Annotated in this window: 16 protein-coding genes and 1 CRISPR repeat array; of the genes, 5 read left to right on the forward strand and 11 right to left on the reverse strand. The window is 41.3% G+C overall.

All coding sequences use genetic code 11. The features are described from left to right. Positions 1 to 10 precede the first annotated feature (10 nt). A complete protein-coding gene (locus VUI23_RS12965) occupies positions 11 to 913 on the forward strand; it encodes a transglutaminase family protein (RefSeq protein ID WP_342804610.1) in 903 nt (300 codons plus the stop codon). Positions 914 to 1,125: 212 nt separating this feature from the next. Here VUI23_RS12965 and VUI23_RS12970 read toward each other — a convergent pair whose 3' ends face one another. Then, positions 1,126 to 3,069 carry a fibronectin type III domain-containing protein gene (locus VUI23_RS12970; RefSeq protein WP_342804611.1) on the reverse strand — a complete coding sequence of 648 codons (1,944 nt, stop codon included), beginning with the start codon at positions 3,067 to 3,069 and terminating at the stop codon, positions 1,126 to 1,128. Between the two features lie 443 nt (positions 3,070 to 3,512). Between VUI23_RS12970 and VUI23_RS12975 the strand changes: the two genes are divergently transcribed. Next, the gene (locus VUI23_RS12975; protein WP_342804612.1) at positions 3,513 to 4,004 is read left to right on the forward strand and encodes a YqiA/YcfP family alpha/beta fold hydrolase; all 492 of its coding nucleotides are present in this window, start codon (positions 3,513 to 3,515) and stop codon (positions 4,002 to 4,004) included. Positions 4,005 to 4,106: 102 nt separating this feature from the next. Here VUI23_RS12975 and VUI23_RS12980 read toward each other — a convergent pair whose 3' ends face one another. Then, positions 4,107 to 5,576 (reverse strand): diguanylate cyclase, encoded by a 1,470-nt coding sequence (locus VUI23_RS12980; RefSeq protein ID WP_342804613.1) that lies wholly within the window; start codon positions 5,574 to 5,576, stop codon positions 4,107 to 4,109. 266 nt (positions 5,577 to 5,842) lie between these two features. Here VUI23_RS12980 and VUI23_RS12985 point away from each other — a divergent pair, with 266 nt between their 5' ends. From VUI23_RS12985 to VUI23_RS12995, 3 genes are read left to right on the forward strand one after another with little or no spacing between them, the layout of a single operon-like run. Beyond that, positions 5,843 to 7,210 (forward strand): alpha/beta fold hydrolase, encoded by a 1,368-nt coding sequence (locus tag VUI23_RS12985; RefSeq protein ID WP_342804614.1) that lies wholly within the window; start codon positions 5,843 to 5,845, stop codon positions 7,208 to 7,210. A 1-nt stretch (position 7,211) separates the two neighbouring features. Then, positions 7,212 to 8,273, forward strand: coding sequence for a histidine kinase (locus tag VUI23_RS12990; protein ID WP_342804615.1), 1,062 nt, complete (start codon positions 7,212 to 7,214; stop codon positions 8,271 to 8,273). After that, positions 8,251 to 8,973: a LytTR family DNA-binding domain-containing protein gene (locus tag VUI23_RS12995; protein ID WP_342804616.1), complete on the forward strand. Its 723-nt coding sequence runs from the start codon at positions 8,251 to 8,253 to the stop codon at positions 8,971 to 8,973. Before VUI23_RS12990 ends, VUI23_RS12995 begins: the two co-directional genes overlap by 23 nt. A 98-nt stretch (positions 8,974 to 9,071) precedes the next feature. Here the strand turns inward: VUI23_RS12995 and VUI23_RS13000 are convergent, their stop codons facing one another. From VUI23_RS13000 to csy1, 9 genes are all read right to left on the reverse strand, one after another. Further along, positions 9,072 to 10,496, reverse strand: coding sequence for an adenosine deaminase (locus VUI23_RS13000; RefSeq protein WP_342804617.1), 1,425 nt, complete (start codon positions 10,494 to 10,496; stop codon positions 9,072 to 9,074). Positions 10,497 to 10,593: 97 nt separating this feature from the next. Beyond that, a complete protein-coding gene (locus VUI23_RS13005; protein ID WP_342804618.1) occupies positions 10,594 to 11,712 on the reverse strand; it encodes a purine nucleoside permease in 1,119 nt (372 codons plus the stop codon). Positions 11,713 to 12,112: 400 nt separating this feature from the next. Further along, on the reverse strand, positions 12,113 to 14,134 hold the full coding sequence (locus VUI23_RS13010; protein WP_342804619.1) for a serine hydrolase domain-containing protein: 2,022 nt from the start codon (positions 14,132 to 14,134) through the stop codon (positions 12,113 to 12,115). A gap of 121 nt (positions 14,135 to 14,255) precedes the next feature. Then, positions 14,256 to 14,969 (reverse strand): NYN domain-containing protein, encoded by a 714-nt coding sequence (locus tag VUI23_RS13015; RefSeq protein WP_342804620.1) that lies wholly within the window; start codon positions 14,967 to 14,969, stop codon positions 14,256 to 14,258. A 183-nt stretch (positions 14,970 to 15,152) separates the two neighbouring features. Further along, positions 15,153 to 16,913, reverse strand: a complete 1,761-nt coding sequence (locus VUI23_RS13020) for a class I SAM-dependent methyltransferase (RefSeq protein ID WP_342804621.1) — start codon at positions 16,911 to 16,913, stop codon at positions 15,153 to 15,155. Between the two features lie 189 nt (positions 16,914 to 17,102). After that, positions 17,103 to 20,489: direct repeats of the CRISPR family, unit length 28 nt; unit sequence TTTCTAAGCTGCGTGTGCGGCAGCTAAC. 130 nt (positions 20,490 to 20,619) lie between these two features. Then, positions 20,620 to 21,216 carry a type I-F CRISPR-associated endoribonuclease Cas6/Csy4 gene (gene cas6f, locus VUI23_RS13025; protein ID WP_342804622.1) on the reverse strand — a complete coding sequence of 199 codons (597 nt, stop codon included), beginning with the start codon at positions 21,214 to 21,216 and terminating at the stop codon, positions 20,620 to 20,622. A 6-nt stretch (positions 21,217 to 21,222) separates the two neighbouring features. Beyond that, positions 21,223 to 22,206 (reverse strand): type I-F CRISPR-associated protein Csy3, encoded by a 984-nt coding sequence (gene csy3, locus VUI23_RS13030; RefSeq protein ID WP_342804623.1) that lies wholly within the window; start codon positions 22,204 to 22,206, stop codon positions 21,223 to 21,225. A 53-nt stretch (positions 22,207 to 22,259) separates the two neighbouring features. After that, positions 22,260 to 23,231, reverse strand: a complete 972-nt coding sequence (gene csy2, locus VUI23_RS13035; protein ID WP_342804624.1) for a type I-F CRISPR-associated protein Csy2 — start codon at positions 23,229 to 23,231, stop codon at positions 22,260 to 22,262. Beyond that, positions 23,228 to 24,577 (reverse strand): type I-F CRISPR-associated protein Csy1, encoded by a 1,350-nt coding sequence (gene csy1 / locus VUI23_RS13040; protein WP_342804625.1) that lies wholly within the window; start codon positions 24,575 to 24,577, stop codon positions 23,228 to 23,230. The genes csy2 and csy1 overlap by 4 nt, the downstream gene beginning before the upstream one ends. Positions 24,578 to 24,579 lie beyond the last annotated feature (2 nt).

The following is a 24,579-nucleotide window of genomic DNA, read 5'->3' on the forward strand; positions in this document are numbered from 1 at the left end:
TGTTAATTTTATGAAATTACGCATCGAGCATTTAACCCGTCATACTTACACTGGGCCTGTTAGTTTTTCAGGACATAGTTTATATCTGCGTCCAATCGAAGGTCACTTAAGACGTGTCCATCGTTTTGATGTTGAGACCATTCCCCCTTCACAACAAAGTTTTGTGCGCGATGTTGAAGGTAACTCACTACTCAAATGTAACTTCGGACTGACAGAGTCAGAAATTTTGGAATTTTTGACGGTAATCGATGTTGAGATTGATGATGACAACCCCTACGACTTTTTACTTGAATCTTACGCCCTTGAATATCCATTTGAATATCGTGGTGCTGACGTAAAAGCGCTCACTCCCTATATTTTAGATCCGCAACAACAGAACCAATCGCAAGTTCTCGATTGGTATCAGCAAGCGGTTCCCTCGCCTTCGAAACATCCGGATATTATTCAATTTTTAATGGATATAAACCAAGCGATTCGTCGAGACATTCGTTATATACGTAGAGATGAAGAAGGCATACAACTGCCAAATGACACTCTTTCGTTAGGCTCAGGCTCCTGTCGAGATATGGCCGTTTTGTTTATCTCTGTGGTTCGTCAACTTGGCCTAGCCGCTCGATTTGTTAGTGGTTACTTGTATGATCCTCCGGCCGAAAATGGTGCTGAGTATACTTTCAATCGGGCGGTTGGTTCTATGCACGCTTGGGCTGAGGTTTATTTACCGGGGGCTGGCTGGAAGGGATTTGATCCCACTAACGGCATATTGGCTAACAGTTTTTTTATTCCCACCGCGGTGAGCCATAGTCCCGAAGTGATTGCTCCTATTCAAGGGCACTACTTTTCTAAAGATGCCACAGATTCGGAGATAGAGATTCAATTGCATATACAACAGTTAGATGTTGCCACAGATAAATGAAGTGAATACGCTAGCGGCGTGATTTAAACTAACGCTCACAGCTGAATATTGCGTTTCGCTAAATTTGCACCGCCAGTACAAACCAGATTAAAGCACCCAAACGGTTAACTTTAGCGAAAGGTAAAACCATTAAAAAATCGGCTAATAGCGCACTATGCGCTATTAGCCGCGAATATTAGCCGCAAATATTAGCCAATATAGAACTTCAGCAATTACTCTATTGAAAACTCATCGAATAACTGTACTTCAGAATTAAGATTAGTCGGATCAAACACATAACTTTGTACTGTGCCCGTTCCAGTATCTAAGATCGAAAAGACTGACAAGGTATTACTGGTTACAAAAGGCAAGTTTGGATAAGCGTCATTTTCTAAACTCATCGGGCTAAACACCGTTGGAAAACTCATTGCGCGGCCTTGCGGATCGCCATTTGGTGGATAATCTTCAATTGCCCAGCGTGGATTTTCCGAATTTACATCGGCCCAAAAATCGGCATAACTAGAGCGCACATCTTTGGTATACACACCGCTGCTATCAACATAATAAGCACCATAAGAATTGCCCACATTTGAGCTTTCTAAATAATGGAGGTCTTCCACTTGCGCTCGATTCCACAAATGTGAGTGTCCTATGTGCACCAAATCCACCCCATTTTCCAACAGTAGTGGTTCAATATCGTTGAGCCATACGTCTTGAGCTAACGGATATTGATAACGCACTTCAGTGATATTATTGAGCATTGGTTCAACGTCATTGGTCCAGGTCTCAGTGCTCAACGGAAAGGTGAACTCAGTGATAGTTTCAAGTCCTTGCGCATCCGTTTCAACAAGTTGCATAACCGGTTGTGACAACACCGGCACGGTATTATCACCTAAGCCAAATACCCCTTGGTGAGCCATTACCACTTTATATTTGGCATTTTTGAAAGCATCAGTTTGCATAACCGATTCTAACCATGCGTACTGCTCGGAATCTTTGTCAAAACGTTCAAACAAAAACTCACCAAATCCCCATTGTGAAGGATCTTCTAAGGTGCTTAAGCTTTCCACAAATTTAGACTTACTAGCACCAGAGACACTCCACGAACGCCAGATTCTCGACACGTTCATTGAAATAATAAACACATCACCAAATACAGTTGCATAATATTCTTCACCACCTTGGCCATCATCAGGGAAAGAGAAAATATCTAAGAAGCTGTTTTGATTATGTGATTGATCAGCAATCCATTGGGCTTTAATCTGAGCATCATCAGTCGGGTTTACGTCGGCTTTTACTTGCTCATAAGCGGCTTCCGCATACCAAGCTGGTTGCGGATCATTAAAGCCACCATTAAGGGAGTAATCATCTTCAGTAGGACGATAACGCCCCATCACTTCATGATTACCAATGGTCCCAAATAGAGGTGAATGTTGCAGTATTTCTCCACCATTGTATGGGAATCCCGGTAGATACTTTTGATAATGTCCTTGTAGTGCAGGGAAAAAACCTGGCGCATTATCTTTTGCCTGATCAAACCATTCAGATGCACGATCCGGTACATTAACAAAGTCACCAGCAAACAATACTGCATCAGGGACACCGACGGTTTCGACTACTTTTTGATAGTTAGCGACAACATTCTTTTTCGACTGTAAGTCTGATGTAAGTAATATCTTCAAAGGAGCATCTTTAGCAGGAGATGGCGCTAAAGTGAAAGTATCGCTGGCAAATACAAACCCATCTTCATCTTTACTGGAAACTGAATATTCTACACGCTCACCTTGCGTTAAGCCCTCTGCCACCGCCTCGTGACGAAACACAGAGCGATAACTCACTGCATCATAGGTTTTACCAAATTGTTGAGATGACGCATCTTCCATCATACGAGTTAATGAGGTTGTAACAACATTAGTGGTGGTGGTTTCACCGTACTGCAAAGTATGCTCAGTACCCTCGAAATTGGTAAACCACACCACACTGACGGAATTCTCAGTAGGTAATTGTAAGAATGGGTCGGTTAACATTGCATGCTCTGCGTTAACCATCACAGGTATTTCAACTGGTACTTCTACAGGCACTTCAATTTCTACAATTTTATCGTCGTCACAGGCAGCAAGTGTGGCAGCAAGACACAGCAAACCTAACGAACGAGCGTTCGCAAACTTAGTTTTCATTATAATTTTCCCATCAAATATGAGTTGATTTTTCAATTCCACACAAAGTAAAACGCGCCTAATCGGTACTTTTTTAACTTTGAGAAAGCCAAGACAAACCACTAAAAATCAGCACAAAAAACCCGAGAAATATTGCATTTCACGTGAATATTTTTTGAGGAATAAATAGTGCAGAAAAAAACTAGCAGATAAAAAAGACAGTTCTATTACATAAAAAAAATGTGATAAAAGCTTCATAAAACAACAGGATTAATGACAGATTTATGAAAGATAAAAGATTTATATTTTTTCAATGAGTCTACTTTCACTCATTTTTAGCACATCGTTGTTGCTACAAGTACTTTATAAATCAGCTAAAAAATCATTTGTATTCAACAGCAAACCACGGGCAATTTGATACACTGCCTTAAACAATAAAATGACAATTTACTAATGGAAAAATTATGCAGGTGATTTTCTCTCACGGAAAAGAAAGTGGTCCTTGGGGCTCTAAAATAACTACCTTGGCAAAGATTGCGCAACACCATGGTCATCAGGTAGATAGCCTCGATTATTCAGCCATTGCCAATCCAGATGCACGGGTAGAAAAGTTAATTGGGCGTTTAGCCGAGGTTACTGAGCCTGTATTACTGGTGGGTTCATCAATGGGCGGCTATGTTTCACTGGTAGCCTGCGAGCGTCATCCATGCGCAGGTGTATTCTTATTAGCACCTGCCCTATTCATGCCAGGTTATGACAAACAAAGTTACTCATCAGGCAAGCAACCGATTTGCATCGTGCATGGTAAAGAAGATGAGGTGATACCCTATCAACACTCAGAAAAATACGCTGCCCAATCTGCTTGTGAATTACATTTGATTACTGGAGATCACCGACTTAACTCGTCAATGGATCAAGTTACAAGGTTATTCACTGACTTTTTGAAGCGCTTTTGATAAATAGCAACAAAGCGTCATCTAAATTAAGCAGAGATTTATGTACGACTTAAGTAAAGCAGCTGTGTGCAGTTGAATAAACTGAACTCAACCGGGCTTTGGCTAATGTTGATAAATACAATTTCTTCCAGAACGTTTGGCCTCATACAAAGCACTATCTGCACGTTTGAAGAGGCTTTCAAAATCATCATCAGCTTGCATTTCGGTTATCCCGATGCTGATAGAAAGAGGTTCACCATCATTCAGTTGCATACCATTGATATGCGCCAATAAACGATTTCCAACCATCATTGCCGTTTGCTGATTGGTATCAGGCAGCACAACAATAAATTCATCGCCACCAAAGCGCCCCAATAAGTCATTTGGACGTAATAATTGTTTAACGCTTTCACTGAGTATTTTTAAAGCCTTATCTCCCGCATTGTGGCCGTGGGAGTCGTTTATCTTTTTAAAGTGATCAATATCATAAACCAACAAACATAAATCTTTGTTTTCCCATTGAGCATGACGTAATTCAGAAATTGCGCGCTGTATTAGGTATTCTCTGGATGCCGTTTGGGTCAAATTATCGGTAAAAACTTTGCTTTTAAGTTGGTGATTGTGTGCAGTTAATGCAGGCACAGCAATGGCAAACATCGCATTAGTCGCTACCACGTTAATCGCATATTGATAGACCATAACAAACTCCATCAGCTCTAACGCATCGACTAAAAATACCACCAGCAAACTACTCACGGCCAAACTCAAAATATTGAAAAAGGCATTTTCAGTGCAGGCAATCCACATATGCGGTATGACCAAGAAGAAGATTGCAAACGAGCTATCCATAGATTGAGTGAATTTGGCCAGCAACATAGCTATTACAATTAATGCTATTGAAACCAACAACTTGTACTTATACTGCGGGGTTGAGGTGCTTAACTGGCCTTCAATATGCTCAAGTAACATAAAGAATTTTTTCGGATAAATAACATGCATGATGCTAAAAAATAATGGGCTGAGCACAACAATACCAGCCATATCCCCTATCCAAAACGGTAACCAAGTAGACATAATCTCTTGCAATTGCATCATATCGGAGAAGACCAGCGAATTTAAAACTAAAAAAGTCGCGATTAATGATGCAACCGCAGCAATTAGCAAAAAGCTGATAATAGATAGTGGTAAGGTAAGTTGCTTTGTTTGCGTTAACCAACGCAATAATTGACTAGCGGCATAATAAGGAAGGATATGGGCAACGCCAAACAGCACGCCCCCTTCTATGGCTTCGACGCTTTGCAGTTCAATTTGGTAGTCTTTGTTAGTAAACAAAGTGACCAAAATCGCCGCCAACATGACGATTGGGATAGCACGAGCGCCCACCACGAAAAACACAGCAAAGGTCAACCCCGCAGGCGGAAACCAAACACTGGCATGGTGAGAAAATTCAACCAAAGCGCCACTGAACCAAACCAAAATCCAACTAAACAGCAGTAAAGCGGCTCTCGCGCCAGCTGAGTTTTGTAAAAAATGTAGGCCTTTTTGTTTAATACTCAGTTCATCAACTTGGGATGATAAATTACCGGTTTGCATCTACTGCTATCTTTCTTAAAGTCACTCTGAATCCTTGTACTTTGATAAGTCCATATTGAATGCATGAAAAAGATATCAGCATCTTGATAACCTGTATCATAGCAAACCCGTTAGTGGTTAATATACTCTGAAAGCATATTAGATTTGCTAAACATGCTTTTTTACCAGTCATCCTCGCCATTTACCGCTAGTCATATAATCCGCAAATGAGCAATCCAGATAGTTAAGCTTTGTGTCACTAACTAACTAACTAGAGGAAATAAAAAATGTTCAAAACAAAACCGTTAATCTCTTTCATCATTATTTTTTGGGGCTTGCTACCCGCGTTTAGCGCTTTGGCAAATGTGATTGGCAGTTGGCAAGGTGAGTTAAAGGTGAATGAAAACACCAGTTTACCGATGATCGTGCATTTTTCTCAAGAAAGTGACCAAATCACCGCAACCTTAGATAGCCCAGCACAAGGTGCAACCGGCATCCCCATTAACGACGTGCTAGTAGCGCTGCCAGAAGTCAGCTTTAAAGTAAATGCAATTGGCATGCGCTTTACAGGAAGCTTCAGCAATCCAGACACCATAACCGGCACCTTTACTCAAGGTAGTGCAAAACTGCCACTGGTGCTCAACCGCAGCATTGAAATAGTAAAAGCGCCAGAGCGTCCACAAACCCCAGAGGCTCCCTTTGATTATGTGATTGAGGACGTTGTATTTAAGAGTAGCAAAGCAAATATCAACTTGGCCGGTACCTTGACTAAACCTAAAGGTGAAGGCGATTTTGCCGCAGTCATTTTAATTTCAGGATCAGGTCCACAAGACCGTGATGAAACGCTGTTTGGACACAAGCCCTTTGCAGTAATTGCAGACTATTTAACCACACAAGGCTTGGCAGTTTTACGCTTTGACGACCGCGGAACCGCGCAGTCTGGTGGTGATTTTGCCACCGCCACCAGCGAAGATTTCGTCGAAGATGTGCAAGCCGCATTTGAATTTTTGGCCGCGCGCTCTGATATAAAACAACATAAAATCGGCCTTATTGGTCACAGTGAAGGTGGAATGATTGCGCCCATGCTTGCCAGTAAAAACCAAGACATTGCCTTTGTGGTGATGATGGCTGGCTTAGGGGTTGATGGCGTGAGTTTAGTCACCCAACAATCTTTTGATATCCAAAAGTTAATGGGCGTGGAAGAAGCTGCCCTAAAAGCACAACGTCAACAAGATACACAGCTTTATAAACGCATTGTTAACGGCATGAGCAGCGAGGAGATTCGTGACTATTTCATTCAAAAAGGTGCAACTGAAGCCGCTGCAACGGGCAAAGCTCAGCAACTTGGTTCACCGTGGATGCGCTTTTTTCTAGGCTACCAACCTAAACAATATTTAGATAAGGTTAGCTGCCCTATCCTAGCCATCAACGGCGCTAAAGATTTGCAAGTAGCAGCTCAGACCAATTTAGCAGCGCTAAACACCCTATTAACAGCGAACAATCATGCAGATTTCACGATTAAATCGCTGCCCAATCTAAATCACTTATTTCAAAATGCAGACACAGGATTACCTAACGAGTATGCTAGTATCGAACAAACTATGGATACCCATGTGCTTGTTTTAATGGCTGAATGGATTAACGCTAGAATTTAATATGATGTCACGTTCGTTTATATTACTTCAATTAATAGGTTGGTTGCTGTTTGGCGCAATCAACTTTTTTAGCCGAGCCTTGTTGCAAGGCGGTTCTTGGGCAGAGTTCATCTCCACTAGCGTATTAGTGCTTGTTGGTTTGTTCGTTTCATCGGTCTTACGACGTTTTTATCACTTGTCTAAAGTACTATCGTTGCCACCACCGATGTTAACCTTAACTGCGTTTGGCGCTAGTATCATCGCAGGCATATGCATTACCTTATTTGTGTTTATCATTTTTGAACCCTTTGCTGAGGCTTTGTATAACACCCCTACGCTGTTCACCTTGATGCAATTTGTGTCAAATATCATTAACTTGAGTTTAGTGATGTTGATTTGGTCAGCACTTTACTTTGCCATTAAACGCTATCATAGATTTGAACAAATCAAGGCAGAGAAACAACAACTCGATGATACCCTCAAACAAGTCAGTTTAGAGGCGTTAATTAACCAACTAAACCCCCACTTCATGTTCAACACCATTAACAATATTCGCGCCCTGATTTTGGAAGATGCCAACAGAGCCAGAGACATGCTAAGTCACTTAGCTGATATGTATCGCTACACACTCAATTCCAATAACAATCACTTGGTTACCTTGGCCGACGAATTAACCATGATTGAAGACTATTTAGCCTTAATGGACATTCAACTTGGAGGCCGTTTGCAAACCGAGTTCGACATTCAAAGGGATACCCGAGAGGCATTTATTCCTCGCATGATGCTGCAATTGTTAGTTGAAAATGCGATTAAGTACGGCATTGCTAACAAAAAACAAGGTGGCCAATTATGTCTAGTGGCAAAACGCCAAGAACACAGTTTATTTTTGCAAGTACGCAACAGCGGTAAGATCCAAAAAAGTGCGCAAGACAGCACGGGTATGGGTTTAAACAATATCCAACAGCGTTTGGCTCTGCTTTATGCCGACAACGCGACTATTACCATGACCGAACAAGATGAACAGGTTGTGGTCAATATACTACTTCCATGGAGTACCAGCGATGATACGCGCAGTAATAGTTGATGATTCGCGACTAGCACGATTAGAGCTAATTAACTTGTTAGAACAGGTTAATGATGTAGAGGTGGTGGGCGAAGCCCAAGATGTTGACGAGGCTCTTGATCTAATTGATGAGACCAATCCAGATTTGATATTGCTGGATATTAATATGCCAGAAAAAGACGGCTTTGATCTGCTCACCGAACTAGACTCTGTTCCCCAAGTAATCTTCACCACGGCTTATGATCAATATGCCATTAAGTCATTTGACTTCAACGCCTTAGACTATATTTTGAAGCCGGTCACTGCACAACGTCTCAACCAAGCGTTGGAAAAAGTAAGGGATAAACTCCGCCCCCATAGCCCGTCCTCCGATAAAGCGGACTTGCTTACAGCTGATAGCCAGTTTTTTGTAAAAGATGGCGAACAATGCTGGTTAGTGAAAATAGCGGATGTGCATCTAATTGAATCTGTGGGCAACTATAGCCGTCTTTACTTTGAGCGCAATAGACCGATGATTTACAAAGCTCTGAGTAAAATTCAAGCGCGCTTACAACCTGGTTTATTCTTCAGAGCAAATCGGCAGCAGTTGGTAAATCTAAACGAAATTGATCAGGTTTCACCACTACTGAATGAGAGTTTAGAATTAACCTTAAAAAACGGTACTAAGGTCACGGTATCGCGCCGCCAGAGTGTCGAGTTCAAAGGATTGTTTAGGTTATAAGATACCAGCCCCAGCCGCGAGAAATCTAAGAATGAAAACTGCGGCTCGATTAAACTTAGGCTAAGCTGCGCGTATAAGATGTAGCCGTGCTTTTAAGATCAAGAACCGCAGACTTTAAATACCTTACACGCGTAGGAATAACTAACCGGTTTCACCTGACGAAGCGCGGTCATCTTTTTGGCTTTAAAGGCTTTTTCAAATTCAGTGATACGTTGGTAGTAATCGTCTAAAAGTTGTTGTTTTGTTTGCTCGTCGACAAACGAAAATGCCAGAGAGTTTGCACCTGTTTTGACTAATTCCGACCACGACATATTAAAGTTTGTCACTGCAGTATAATACTCATCGGTCATGTTTGAGTCCCACATGCCCCGGTCATCCGTGGATAATGCTACCGGCACTCCTAAGCGTAAATATTCAGGAAACGGATGTTGTGAATAATCATCTACATATTCCAATAAAAGATTACTGATGAGGTTAATTTCAATCAGGTATTGGTTGTAGCGCATCAACAATAAGGTATCGGCATCGTCGATTAAATTAAATCCATGACCGATGCGAGTGGCACCGAGTAACAGGGTATCGCGAATATGCTGATTAGGCTCATCAGTTTCACCAGCATGAATGGATAAGTTAACGCCGTGATACTGATGTCTGAGTTTTCTCATCGTGGGTAAAAAGCGCAACGGATGGCCTTTGTCGTTGTCTTCACGGCCAACCATATCAACGGCGACATAAAGCTCTGGATGTTCAGACACAAACTTATACATCCACTCTAGGCCGTCTAAGGCCTGCGAAGAAAACCGCAATAACGCGTATTGCAGACGAACCGTGACACCCGTGTCGATGGCATCTTTTTGCGCAAAGCGCTTTAGGTAAATTTGATACACTTCTTCATGCCCAAAACTGCTGCCATCTGGATGCACAAAACCACGCACTCCAGCATCGGTTTCTAAATAAGATAAACCTTCAGCGCCAAAGGCTTGCATGTTTTTGACAATTAAATTGGCTTGCATATAGGGGTTGAACATCAACGAATTAAGTCGCGCCCAATGGGTTTCAAAAAACTCATCACGTCCCTCAGTGGGCTTATCTAAACGAATGCTATTCATCCAAGCTTGTTTTTGTTCTGGGTTAAGATCTTGCAAGCGTTTATATTCAGATTGTTCACAGCTATCGAGTTTTTTGTATTCAAACTCCTGAATATTCACAAACAACATTAGATAAGGTGGGCTTGAATTTTGCCTTGCTGCATAGGCTTTGCAATTGTTTATTTTCACTTTCGTATAGTAAATATAACCGTTTTGCTGCTGTTTTATGGCTTCATCAAACCACCATTTTGACAGATTCGAACCGGTGGAATGATTGTGTAAGTCGCCCCCTTTGGGCATCGCATATAAAAACCGATAAAGCTCATCAGCCGAGGCCGTTTTTTTAAAAGATTCAAACTCTTTATCAAAGGTTGCGGCAAAGGTATTACACACAAGGCTCATACAAAAGATAGAGAGTAAACACACCAATTTCATTGTAATGGCTCCAAAAGGGAATGGTTTATTTTAAGATTGATTGGTTTTTAGCAAGTTAATTTAACCTGCTAGTTGAACAAAACCAAATTAATGCCTGTTATTTCACTTGGTAAGGTAACGTATTCTCATAAGTACCCCAGTTTTTCACAATTTCCTGAACAACTGTATTCCCCACTACATAAGCCGCATCTTTAGCAGGATAACCACCATCAGGATACGGCGCTGTGACACTCCAACTGCTTAACTTGTCGGCAGGCGCCATTGTGTAATTACTTACCGTTCGTAAAACCATCACTCTTTGCGGATCCACTTTACCAATTCGAGCCAAGCGTAAAAGTGAGGTTAAGGTGCCTGAGTCTTCCATATTACTGGTCATAAAGTTTGCATCATCACCGCCGTATAACTTCAACCAATCGTTGGCCCACTCATTTAGGTGCTTACCATGCCAGTATTTACTCGCACTTAATGTGTCACCTATGGTCACAAAAGGCGGCTTCTGCGCGTTCGGCATGGTTTTAAATAACGCTCTAAACTCTTTAATCCCTTCACTATCTGCCAATTCAATGTCTTTGGTTTGAGTGTAAGCCCAATCGGCTAACTGACTGTTTAGATCGAAAGAAACTGTATCTAGTGTCCATCCGGTAGAAATGTCTTCTGGCTCTTGGGCAGGCTCGGTGGCACCTAATGGAATAATCCCATATGGCCATGATTCAGGTATTTCTCGGGCGTCTATTTGATAAATAAGATCGCCATCAACAACATGCTTGGCCCATGCAGCCGAGCCCAACGACAAGTCTTGTGGATCACCACCGGCAATCCCTGCAACTACCCAATATGCTTTGCTTAGATCAAAGCGTGGATCTAAGCCCAATGCCATAATCGATGCCGTTGCATTGGGAATACCGCCGCCCACACAAATCACCAAGACGCCATCTTTATTAAGATATAAATCGTATTCACCGAGTGGGAAGTCTAATTGCTCAGAGAAATCACCCCGCTCCAACCAGAGTTGCAGCTCACCCGCCTCATCTCCCATTGCCTCGCCAGACTCGTACATGGTCACCACTACCGCTTTAATTGCACGGGTTTGTTGGGCTACTTTTAGCGTACTGACAGGCTCAACTTGTGTTTTAGGCGTTTCGGTATTACCACAGGCGACTGTGTTAGCTGCGAGCAAAACCAACATGGCGGGCTTAGCGTATTTCAAAAATGACATATTTATACTTCTCCACTGAGATTACACTTAAAAGTTGACCATCTGGTCAGCAATTTTCATACCGTGGGCGTATAATTACGTATAAACGAGGTACAAGCAAACATTCAGACTGAGTTAACTTATTGATTATTGGATACTAGTAGCAAAAACAGTGAGGAAGATTTAGCATAATTACTGTTAAACCTTTTTTTTCAAATGTTATTTTTTTAAAAGACTAAATGGCTGTTATGGTGCAGGGGCATACAAACAATGCACTAAGAAATAAACAACGAATAGCCTTGAGCAGATTTAACCAAAAGACGTAACAGACAGGCAGAAGAAGAATAAATACACAATTCAGACGTTTGCTAGGCAGACTGACCACCTAGCAAACAATCGATGAATTAAATCAGTAAATAGCTTACTTAGCACTCACTTCGGTAAACACATAAGAATGTTGGCTATCGATCAATTTTAAAGTCCGTTTACCGGATTCGTTTTGTCCAATAACCAACTCCACTCCAAACAAGATTGGGTTAAGCATCACAATAGAATTTGAGCCATCTGAACTGGTTTTAGTGGTTAACGGGCTTTTCCAAACGCCAGGATCGAAGATGGTTTCTCCCGCTAACGTTGAAATTGACACTTCGCCCAAAATATCATTTTCGTAGTGAGTGGCTAAATTAGCTAAAATCGCAGCATCGCCAGGCAAATCCATTTCATCTAAACGCGATGCATTGATTTTTTGTTGTTCAAGGGCAAATACATCCACTTCGTCAGCCGCTTTAGACTCGGCATCATAGAGCAACTCTATTAATTTGCGCTGAAATGCAGAAGTTAAGTAATAGCCTTCATCGGAGTTGGTCAAAATAACCGCGGCGACATTGGCATTGGGTATCACAATAAATTGCGATTTATAGCCAGCCATACTGCCGCCATGTTCAATAATCTCTACCCCTGCGATTTTCTTGGTCGACAGCCCCATGCCGTAATATTCGTCTTTACCAGAAGACACACCCGGTATACGTCTTTCCAATAAGGGCGTTTGTGCAAAGAGTCTTTTACCTTGTGGGCTGACACCTAGCGTCAACTCATTAGCAAGATACTTGAGCATATCCGAGGCGGAAGAAAACGCACCGCCAGAAGGACGATAAGGCAATATCGTCAGATTAAATCCTTGATCACTGGTCTGTTCAACTTCCTCAATCTCAGATTCAAAATTGATTGCATAAGGTGTTGCAACATTGCCCGCTAAGGCCGTTTCAAAAGAAAAAGTGGTGTTATTCATTTGCAAAGGATCAAAGATAAATTCTTGCATTGCTTTGTCGTAAGCGGCGCCTATTTCCATGTCAGGATAGAGAATATGACCTGCTATTAAACCGGCCACTGCCGGCATTTGATTATTGTATTGATATAACTCACCAAAATCACTGGTAGGCTCTACATTGGCTAAATCTTCTACAGCCATTAACGCTGGCGCATCTGGACCACTATTAAATACCCATGTCAAATCTTTACGAGGTAAACCTGTACACGCACAGACGAGGTGGCGAATAAGCACTTTATCTGTGGTTTCTTGGCTACCTAGTTTAAATTCAGGATAGTGATCGGTAACTTTATCATCCCAATCGAGCTTGCCCATCTCAACAAGTTTAGCCAACAATAAAGTGGTCATTCCTTTGGTATTCGAAGCCACCATAAACAAAGTATCTTTATCTACAGGCTCGCCATTGGCGATATTTTTCACCCCGACTCCGCCTTCATATACCACATTACCATCTTGCATCACCGCAATCCCAGCACCGGGTATTTTCAACTTCTTGGCAGACTCATTTACAAAACTGAGCAACGCCTCTACTTTTTGTGGATCAAGTTTGTGGGCAGACGCACTAGCGAAGTTCTCACCGTCATAGCCAAGCACGGTATAACTTTGTAGTAAGGTGTTTAACTGAGAGCCGCGTTTACCCAACACGGCAAAGCTAGAATCAACCAGCACCACATGCCAGTCGTTAGCGTTACGCAAAACAACGGCATAAAACCCCCGCTCTTCAGAAATCGCGCTTTCATATTCAATAAAGGTTTGCTGTTGCCAACCATTGTTAGCTACTTCATCGTTAATGAAACGCACTTCACGGGCAAAGCCAGGAGAAAATTTTTGCCAAGCTTGCATGGCCGCCTTAGCAGCATCATCGGCACCTTTCACCACTGTGATTACCATGAAGCTATCATCTTCAGGTGCAGTGTATTTAATTAACTCAGTGCCTTTGTCTTCAGTCCAATTTTCCGGCGCATCATAGGATGCCCCTAACCAATCATCAGCTCCTAAAGCCTGATCAACTGATTCAGAAAGTTCGGAAGTTTTAACACTTTGAGTATCAGCAACACAGGCAGATAAACTAAATGCAAAAAAGAAAATAACCGGGTAGAAATATACATTTCGCATAATAACAGTCCTTTGATCTGGTCAAATATTAGTCTATACGAGCAATGAGATTTAATAAAGTGAACTGCGATAATTTTGATTTTTATATTTGCTACTAATCTTTATTAGTAGCAAACATCAATCAGTGTGTTTTCATTTTGCGTAAATCACGTACATAAGTACCTGAACCGTTTTTTCGCTTCACTTCAAATAAATCGATGGCAGCAAATAAATCACTGAGTTTTTTAAACCCAAAATTTCGTTGATCAAAAGATGCATGATTCGCAATATGCGTCCCTATCGCCCCCAAGTTAGCCCAGCCGTCATCATCTTCAGAGGCTTCAATTGCTTGGCGCAACATATTCATTAATTTCGTATCGCTTTTGATACTAGGCTTTCGATGGGTTATTGGTTTTTCGTCTACAGGTTCTTCATCGAGATAAAGAAATTTCGAACAACTATTCACAAATGCAGTAGGTGCTTTACGTTCTCCGAAACCAATCACAAATTTACCATCAGCCAAAGCTCGGGTAACTAGAGGTGTAAAATCGCAATCAGATGAGACTAGACATATTGTATCAACATCTTTGGTATACAGAATATCCATTGCGTCGATTACCAATGCAATATCAGTGGCATTTTTGCCTTTGGTTAAATCAAATTGCTGGATAGGTTGGATAGCGAATTCATGCAGCACATCTTCCCATGGCTTAATATTAGGGCTTTTCCAATTGCCGTAAGCTTTGCGAATATTGACTACACCATAACGCGCCAATTCTGACAGAATTATGCCAATTTTTGCAGCAGGCGCATTGTCTGCATCAATAAATAAAGCGATTTTGTCCTGTTCTTTCATCCTTTAAAATTCCTTTTTCAGCCCCTTTTAATCTAAGAAACATAATGGAACGCCAACAGCAATGAATCAATTATTTTTAAGATGTGAAAGTATGAGTGGGGATACGTTATTAGCTAAATAACGGTGACTTTTTTCTAACTCACTAAAGATGTGAAAATTAATGCAACAAGCGAATACCTGAAATTACCATTCATTGAGTTGCTGCATATCCTTTAATCTACCTCGTTGGAGCAGCAGAGCTTCAAATAAGTCATCTATCGAGTCATTTTGTGGCGTTAACCCTGGCAATGCTATATTCGCTTCAGCAAAAAAGCGTTGTTTCTGATTGGTAAGATCATCTTCTAACCAAGCAGATAACCACCAGTCTTGCATACGTTCTTTTGCTTCCTTTAATTTATGCTCAGAGGGCAATCGATCTCGTTTGATATTATTCACTTTGCAATCACTTGGAACTAAATTCCAAAGATCATTATTAGGCCAACGAGCAAAAGGCATGCTGTGATCAATGTCATATTTTTGGTTTAAACGCTTTGCAGACCAAACACATTGTATTGATTGCGACTTAGCTAATGTCTCAAAACGACTGCGAACTTCAGACGTCGTTCGCTGTGGATCCAACCACTTGAGCGCTTGATAAAGGTAAACTTGTTTTTCAGGCTTGGCATAATCCGAATTGCCTTTATACGCCGCCATCGTTTTCACCCACTCATTAACTAAAACGGGTTCAATCCAACAAGCATAGCGACTCAGCGCCAGCCATGTGGTTTCAGGTAATGAAAATTCGCCCCATTTTTGTAATGTGGGTAAATCTAGGAAAATACTATCTTTAGCCCTAACAGATTTAGTTGTCGCTTCAAAAACCTGTGTTTTTTGATTAGGCAGAGTAATGTACTGACAAGGCATTTCTTTGATATTCGAGGCACTGGCGCTTAGGGTTTTATGCAGTGCAATGGCATCTTCACCGGTAAACATGTTTCCAATTCGGTAATCTGACGCTGTTCTATGTCGTAATTTATGCCAACCGTCAGGTTTCATAAATCCCATGTTCGGTTTCGCGTTTGGTACTTGGAATAGTTGATGATGGTCAATTAAGTCTTTGTATTGATGTATCCAATACAACGCAACTAACCCCAAGGGTAAAATAACTCTGTCACCGCTAGCTAAAGACTCTCTTCGTATGACAGCACCAGGGTGACCATCAGCTATTCGCAATAACACTCTGAGTAAAGCAAGTTTATGAGTTGCTGATTTGCCATCATTGATAGCAACATGGCGAATAAAAGGAAATGCGCCCGTTCCATCGTCTGGCAACTGCAAAATTAATGTCTGCCAATAAACCCCTTCTCGTCCGAGTTTATCGGTTTCATTTTGCGCTTCGAATTTGGAAAACAAACCATAGTTTTGTGCTAAATGTTCGACTTCTTCAACACTTACATCGAACATTTGACGACTTTGCTGTTCTTCTTTGGTCATTCCAAGCTTAAGTGAAATAACGATTTTTCCACCAGGTTTAAGTAAATTAGCCAGTTTACGAATGGCTCTCGCCCGTTGACTTGGAGGAACATGCATCCATACCGCACTTAACAAAATCAAATCGAAGTTAACTTCTAATTTTGTGGTTTTATCAAGAGCAGGCAAAGCATCTTGAATCCAGTGAACCTTTTTATTTCCCGTGGTTACCTTACCTACTTTCAACATTTCCAAGGCAGGTTCAACAGCATAAATCTGATAACTTTGGTCACTTTTCAATTTTTGTTCAGCTAAATCCGCGATGTAACTAACATCCCTCCCCACCCCTGCCCCCACATCTAAAATGGAGACGTTAGATTGCTCAAACAATGGAGTTAAATGATGCGCCCAATTGTTATGTACATCGAGGAAAGACAGCGACAAATACTGAGGGGCTATTTCTTCTATTTTGTTGTTGTAATAATCAGAAGACACATTAATCCTTAAAGGGATATTTATTCATTATTCAACATAAAAAACATGTAGATCTTTATCATAACTTCATATTAATAATAGGGCTACAGATATCAAATTGAGATTCACTGAGAGAACCTTACACTGCCAGAGTTGACACAAAATTCCGACCATTTAGCTTTTATCGTTTAAATTAAACTTAAATTTTTATTCTTAAGCTGCGTGTGCGGCAGCTAACTTATGACCGCAGCAATGACACGTTTTCGAGCTTTTCTAAGCTGCGTGTGCGGCAGCTAACCAAATAGTTACTGCTCTTCAATTACGCAAGACTTTCTAAGCTGCGTGTGCGGCAGCTAACTTCGAGGGCAACCACCACCCCGCATACAGTTTTTTCTAAGCTGCGTGTGCGGCAGCTAACGAGTTAGGATATCACAAAGGGCCGAAGGTTAATTTCTAAGCTGCGTGTGCGGCAGCTAACTTTATCGCTTCCGCTTTCTAAAAACGCGGTTATTTCTAAGCTGCGTGTGCGGCAGCTAACATACCTTTGCCGTTGCCAATGGTGGTCGTGGTTTTCTAAGCTGCGTGTGCGGCAGCTAACGCAGCAACCGTTGATAGTACGTTTTATGGTGCTTTCTAAGCTGCGTGTGCGGCAGCTAACCTCATAGAATGATTTGGTTACGTTTACTTCGTTTTCTAAGCTGCGTGTGCGGCAGCTAACATTTATTCTTTAAACCAGCTCCCGCGGCTATTTTTCTAAGCTGCGTGTGCGGCAGCTAACAAGAAGGCGGTATAGCGGGTAGCGCTCCATCATTTCTAAGCTGCGTGTGCGGCAGCTAACGCGGTATGGGCCGCGCTTGTGCTTATAGGGGTTTTCTAAGCTGCGTGTGCGGCAGCTAATGACAAAGACGGTAAGCCCTGTAAAAGTTTAATTTCTAAGCTGCGTGTGCGGCAGCTAACCAAAACAGAGCTTGAGCAGTTGAAATCTATTCTTTCTAAGCTGCGTGTGCGGCAGCTAACTTATATAAATCGCATATATCAAAATACCTGACTTTCTAAGCTGCGTGTGCGGCAGCTAACATTCCCATCGGTATCAACTACACATAACCATGTTTCTAAGCTGCGTGTGCGGCAGCTAACTTGAGACGTTAATGCTAAACACTTTTCCAACATTTCTAAGCTGCGTGTGCGGCAGCTAACTTGTGTTGACGTGATCCAGTCCACTTTTTTGTTTTCTAAGCTGCGTGTGCGGCAGCTAACACTAAATTGCATTTGTCACTCAAAACGAAAAATTTCTAAGCTGCGTGTGCGGCAGCTAACCAAATAGTTACTGCTCTTCAATTACGCAAGACTTTCTAAGCTGCGTGTGCGGCAGCTAACTTCGAGGGCAACCACCACCCCGCATACAGTTTTTTCTAAGCTGCGTGTGCGGCAGCTAACGAGTTAGGATATCACAAAGGGCCGAAGGTTAATTTCTAAGCTGCGTGTGCGGCAGCTAACTTTATCGCTTCCGCTTTCTAAAAACGCGGTTATTTCTAAGCTGCGTGTGCGGCAGCTAACATACCTTTGCCGTTGCCAATGGTGGTCGTGGTTTTCTAAGCTGCGTGTGCGGCAGCTAACGCAGCAACCGTTGATAGTACGTTTTATGGTGCTTTCTAAGCTGCGTGTGCGGCAGCTAACCTCATAGAATGATTTGGTTACGTTTACTTCGTTTTCTAAGCTGCGTGTGCGGCAGCTAACATTTATTCTTTAAACCAGCTCCCGCGGCTATTTTTCTAAGCTGCGTGTGCGGCAGCTAACAAGAAGGCGGTATAGCGGGTAGCGCTCCATCATTTCTAAGCTGCGTGTGCGGCAGCTAACGCGGTATGGGCCGCGCTTGTGCTTATAGGGGTTTTCTAAGCTGCGTGTGCGGCAGCTAACTGACAAAGACGGTAAGCCCTGTAAAAGTTTAATTTCTAAGCTGCGTGTGCGGCAGCTAACCAAAACAGAGCTTGAGCAGTTGAAATCTATTCTTTCTAAGCTGCGTGTGCGGCAGCTAACTTATATAAATCGCATATATCAAAATACCTGACTTTCTAAGCTGCGTGTGCGGCAGCTAACATTCCCATCGGTATCAACTACACATAACCATGTTTCTAAGCTGCGTGTGCGGCAGCTAACTTGAGACGTTAATGCTAAACACTTTTCCAACATTTCTAAGCTGCGTGTGCGGCAGCTAACTTGTGTTGACGTGATCCAGTCCACTTTTTTGTTTTCTAAGCTGCGTGTGCGGCAGCTAACACTAAATTGCATTTGTCACTCAAAACGAAAAATTTCTAAGCTGCGTGTGCGGCAGCTAACCAAATAGTTACTGCTCTTCAATTACGCAAGACTTTCTAAGCTGCGTGTGCGGCAGCTAACTTCGAGGGCAACCACCACCCCGCATACAGTTTTTTCTAAGCTGCGTGTGCGGCAGCTAACAGCTCGCAAGCGAATGCGTACCATTTCTTTTCTTTCTAAGCTGCGTGTGCGGCAGCTAACATATCAACCAATAGATTCGGTTCACCGGAAAATTTCTAAGCTGCGTGTGCGGCAGCTAACAAAAGTTGATACACTCAGAAGTAAGACTCAAGTTTCTAAGCTGCGTGTGCGGCAGCTAACTTGAATCGTACAGACTTGATAATCAAACTATATTTCTAAGCTGCGTGTGCGGCAGCTAACTTTAATGGTTTCTATTTCCCTTTGGCAATATATTTCTAAGCTGCGTGTGCGGCAGCTAACGAAAACTACCAAATTAAACCGCCCTCTTTCGATTTCTAAGCTGCGTGTGCGGCAGCTAACTCTTTAATGGTCATCATTCACTCTCCGTTTTTTTTCTAAGCTGCGTGTGCGGCAGCTAACTACGGATACCTAAATACTCAACTCTCCAAGTTTTTCTAAGCTGCGTGTGCGGCAGCTAACTGTCAACTGGCTTGGTTTCTTCTTTCTTCTCATTTCTAAGCTGCGTGTGCGGCAGCTAACTTATCTGCATTTTTCATAGCGTTACTCCTAAATTTCTAAGCTGCGTGTGCGGCAGCTAACAGCTGTCGCATCTTCGGTGTTAGGGCTGTTTATTTCTAAGCTGCGTGTGCGGCAGCTAACGATTGAAACAAGGTAAAGTGCTGCGGCTATAATTTCTAAGCTGCGTGTGCGGCAGCTAACGGTTCGGCTGGTTGTTGGTCTGGTAGCTCTGTTTTCTAAGCTGCGTGTGCGGCAGCTAACGGTACTTTGATGATATAGCGCTAGAATCATCATTTCTAAGCTGCGTGTGCGGCAGCTAACATTGAATAGTCATTCTTGTACAATTGCTGAATTTTCTAAGCTGCGTGTGCGGCAGCTAACAATTTAGGTGATGTGTCTAACTCATTAATATGTTTCTAAGCTGCGTGTGCGGCAGCTAACTCAAAATCCGCTTGGTTCTCTACAACAGTGCTTTTCTAAGCTGCGTGTGCGGCAGCTAACAAATTGTACTTCGCGAATTTGAAAACGTTGATTTTCTAAGCTGCGTGTGCGGCAGCTAACCAGCTGACAATGCGGGTGCGATTTGGCTATATTTTCTAAGCTGCGTGTGCGGCAGCTAACAATAGAATAATGACAAAAAAATAAGTTACAACATGTAGTTAGATAAAAATTCTAATTTTTACCTTATATTTACCTACATATTGTAACTTATTGATTTAATTATGATTTTTTAAAGAGCGAAAATTAAAGATTAAAACTTAGGTAAACATCCTTGCTTACTTAACCCATAAGTATTGAACATGACTGGAGCATTATTTAGTACCACCGTTTTTCTAATAATACTCATATTAAAGTCATTATCACTACCAAGACTTTTCATTTTTATGAATGGCAGAGCTTTATCTTCCTCCGACATTTCATAATCAACAAAGTGCTGACTCGCCTGCTCAAATGTTTCATTATGCCGTTTCATTCTTCGCCGAATATGTTTATCTGGACTCCCAGCTTTTTGTCGACGATTAAAGTTTTCAAATGAATCAACATCAGCCGGAACATCCGCAATATTTTTAATATGCAGGTAATCCGTTAAACGGCTTAACCATTTATGAATGTTTAATCGTTCTAAATCTGCTTTGTTTACAGAGAACATACGCAATTTATTACCTAAAAAGCCCGGTTTGTCGGTGTTCATTCTGTAGTTAGGAAAACTCACGGCAATAGGCACCTGCTTATTACTGTCTTGTATTTCCACTAAAGCTAAATGGACTTGCATCATTAGCTTAGACCACAAAAAATGAACACCAATATCGTCACTCGGTAAAATGGTGATATCGATATAGTGTTTCATATTAGTTTATTCCCCAAATACGCCACCACGAATTAACATCGCCATAATATAGTGTTGTTGTTCAACCGCAGGCTCTTTGCCTTTAATCATCCAAGCATCGAGTAGGTTATAAAAGTCTGTTTTTTCTTTTGGTTGACGGTAAGCCGCTCCGCGGTTTGTTACCGAACCATAAGGTTCAACAGCAATTGGGCCCACTTCGTCGACGGCTGGATGCCAAGTATCTATTGTGCGTAATGCATTACCGATTTTTTGAGAGTGCATGGCTGCTTGGCCATCAAGCTGATATAAAAATTTACTTTTATCACCTTTACCACCACCCATCACTAATTCTTGTGATGGATACACCGCTTGTCCTTCACCTAATTGACTATAAGCTTCTACTTTTATCAATACATGATTATCGGTTAAGCCCTGTTGAATAAATTTTGCAAGTTGAGTGATTTTTGCGTCACTTGAAAATTCACGTAACGAATAGTCTTGACTATTAAATTCAATGGTTTCATTTGCCACGGTTACAACAACTTTTACATTTTCGGCACCTACACGGTTACGCCATAAAAAACGAGCGCTGGCAATGTTGAAAGCGTAACGTTTTGACAATTCCTCAAAACTTACATCTGCTTGGTATTGTTTTATTTTATTAGCCAGTTCAGATTGATAATCAGGATTATTACAGGTTGATGGAGTTGCCAAATCACTTAATACTCGTAAGGTAAAAACAACTTTTAAAGTATTTGTTTTATGCGCTAAGGCGGCAATATCAACTGTTTGTAAATTGGCTTTAGATACTTCTGCATCTAATTTTGTTGGATCATTTGCCGTTGCAGCTTTTAAACGGTTTGAAATTGTGCCACGTACTGCTTTTTCACCCACTTGTATCGGTTGCCATACTTGCTGCTCCCAGTTGCCTGCAAACATGAGTGCGTCTGATGGTACTAATTTAGCTTCAAATGCTAATACTGATGGTGTTTTTAATTTAATTTCGGCCATTTTTATTACTCCATTGATAAAATATTTTTGTTAATTTTCTTGTTACACATTAATTAATAAGGCATTGCTTCAGAACTACCAGGTTCAATAATTTCGTCTTCGAAAGGGATTGTTTTAGCGACATACCAAGGATATTGATGCTCATAACGCCAAAGGGTTATTTCAATATTTTTGATGTTATGTAGACTTTTCCATTCACCGACGCTATAAGCACTTTCAGCAAAGACAGTAGGGACTGTTGAATCTCTTACATTGCTTACTTCGCCAGCTTCATAAATTGGAGAGATTGCACAATACCCCGCATTAATCGGCACTAAATAGCCACTTTGAGGTTTTGCTACATAATGCCAATTGGCTTTTTGATTTACGCTTTCAAGAGCTTCGGTTTCTTGTTCATCTTCACTTGTTATTTTTTCAGCTTTAAATTTAAGCTGGGCAAAATCACACCATGCATCAAATAAACAAGCATTATCATTTATCGCTTTTTGCTGTTGAAAATGCTCAGCTAAATAATCACTGCGATCAATCAAGGCAAAACCCGGCATTAATTTTCGTAATGTTTTTTGTTCTTCATTTAAAGGGGTTAACTCAATACTTTCTATATGCGTAATTTGACCACCTGCTAAACGCAACTCTGGCACGTTTTGTTTTACATACTCAATTAATTGTTCTTTAGTTTCTGTATCGCCCGCAATCAAGCCATTTACTTCAATCAACAAAGATACTTGCATATGCATGCGCCCTTCTTCATTAATGGGTGCCGTCTTGCCTTGTTGCGTTAACGGGTTGCGGGATAATGCAAAAACATAATCGCCCCAACCTCTAGGTTGTCTTGCGTGTACCGTATTTTTATGACTTATGACTGCAACACCACCTAAATTAACGGCTAGCGTTTCAGGTAATTTACGTGATAATGCATGGGCAAAACCCAAAAAATTGGTTATAGCAGGAAAACCATAAGTTAAGCCAGCAATAGCATTGGCATTTTGGACCGATACTTTTTTAAGTAATAAATATTGGCTCATGGTTGTGCCTCCGCTAATTTTGGTGTGTTGTGTTCAAAACGTTTTAACTGGTGCAAACAAACTTTAGAAAAATAAGCGTGTTCGATATCACCCAAGCGATATTTCTCATCATTTTTTAATTGTTTCATTAACCAACTGGCAAAATCAGCAGCTATCACAGGTTGCCAATCAAGCTTTTCACGTTCACGTTGAAAACTTTCATGTGGGTTATAAACATCGAGCCATAAAGCATGGGCCTGTTTTAGTTTGCAATGTGATTCAGTTGCCCAGCCAGTTGGTAATGTTTGAATATTGGCCGCGTGGATCATTAGTTGATCGAGTATGGGTAAAATAAAGTGATAATCGCGCTTGTAACGAACTTTAAAGTTATTTTCTTCAGGCTTTAAATTGCTTAAAAAGGCTTTAAAATCACGCAAGTACCCCGATACTTTGAATGTCAGTTGTCGGTTAAATAAACTGGTATTATTGATAGGCGGCTTAACTTGTGCCTGAAAAGTAGGAGGCTTACAACTAAGTAAAAAGTTATTTCCTTGCCTTTCCTGATTTAATTCCGAAATATTCTTAGGGTGGGCTCCCCCAAAAGTTTGTACGGCTGTATCTGGAAAACTTACATCGATTCGTTCATCGTACTTATTGGCTCTGCGGGCATCACGAATGTCTTTGGAATCACCAAAACGCGTGCCCGTGACTTTTTTATGTAAATTATGCGCCAATGCCGATGAAAATAGCGGACACAATAAATGATACTCAACGTCATTACTTTCTGACTTAATCGGAAAATAAATCTGCTTACTTAAATTATGTGAGCTTAACTTTTCATCGACCAGCGCTAACTTAAAATCATCTACCCAAGTTTGTAATAATTCGGCATTATCAGTAAAAGCACTCAACGCTTGTGCATGATTTTGTTGCAATTGCGTGATCAGGCTTTCACCATTAACTTCTATTTTTAAAAACTTGGCTATACCTAGGAACCCTGCCGAACAAACAGCATCAATATACTTTTCTTTCAAAGATATTGTGGCTAAAAAACTTTGATTCTCCATATCTGTTTTACTAAATAAAATACTACTTGCTTTAGCATCACTATGGGTAAACTTAATAGCATGAGTAGCTAACTTAATATATTTCGCTTTTTTTGCTGCATCGGTTAGCCACACTACAGGTTTATAACTTTCTTCAATAGATGCCGATTTTTCTGCGTATTCGGCTTTAGCTGTCGCTATCTCTATTTCGTTTTCACTTTTTTCTAACACCTTATTCAGTGCTTTTTGAAAAGGTTCCAACTTAGCTTGTTTGCGCTGCTCTATATAATCAGCTAGCGCTTGAGTTAATGTTGCTTCCATCG

Source organism: Alteromonas sp. M12 (assembly GCF_037478005.1).
In the GTDB taxonomy this organism is placed as follows: Bacteria; Pseudomonadota; Gammaproteobacteria; order Enterobacterales; family Alteromonadaceae; genus Aliiglaciecola; species Aliiglaciecola lipolytica_A.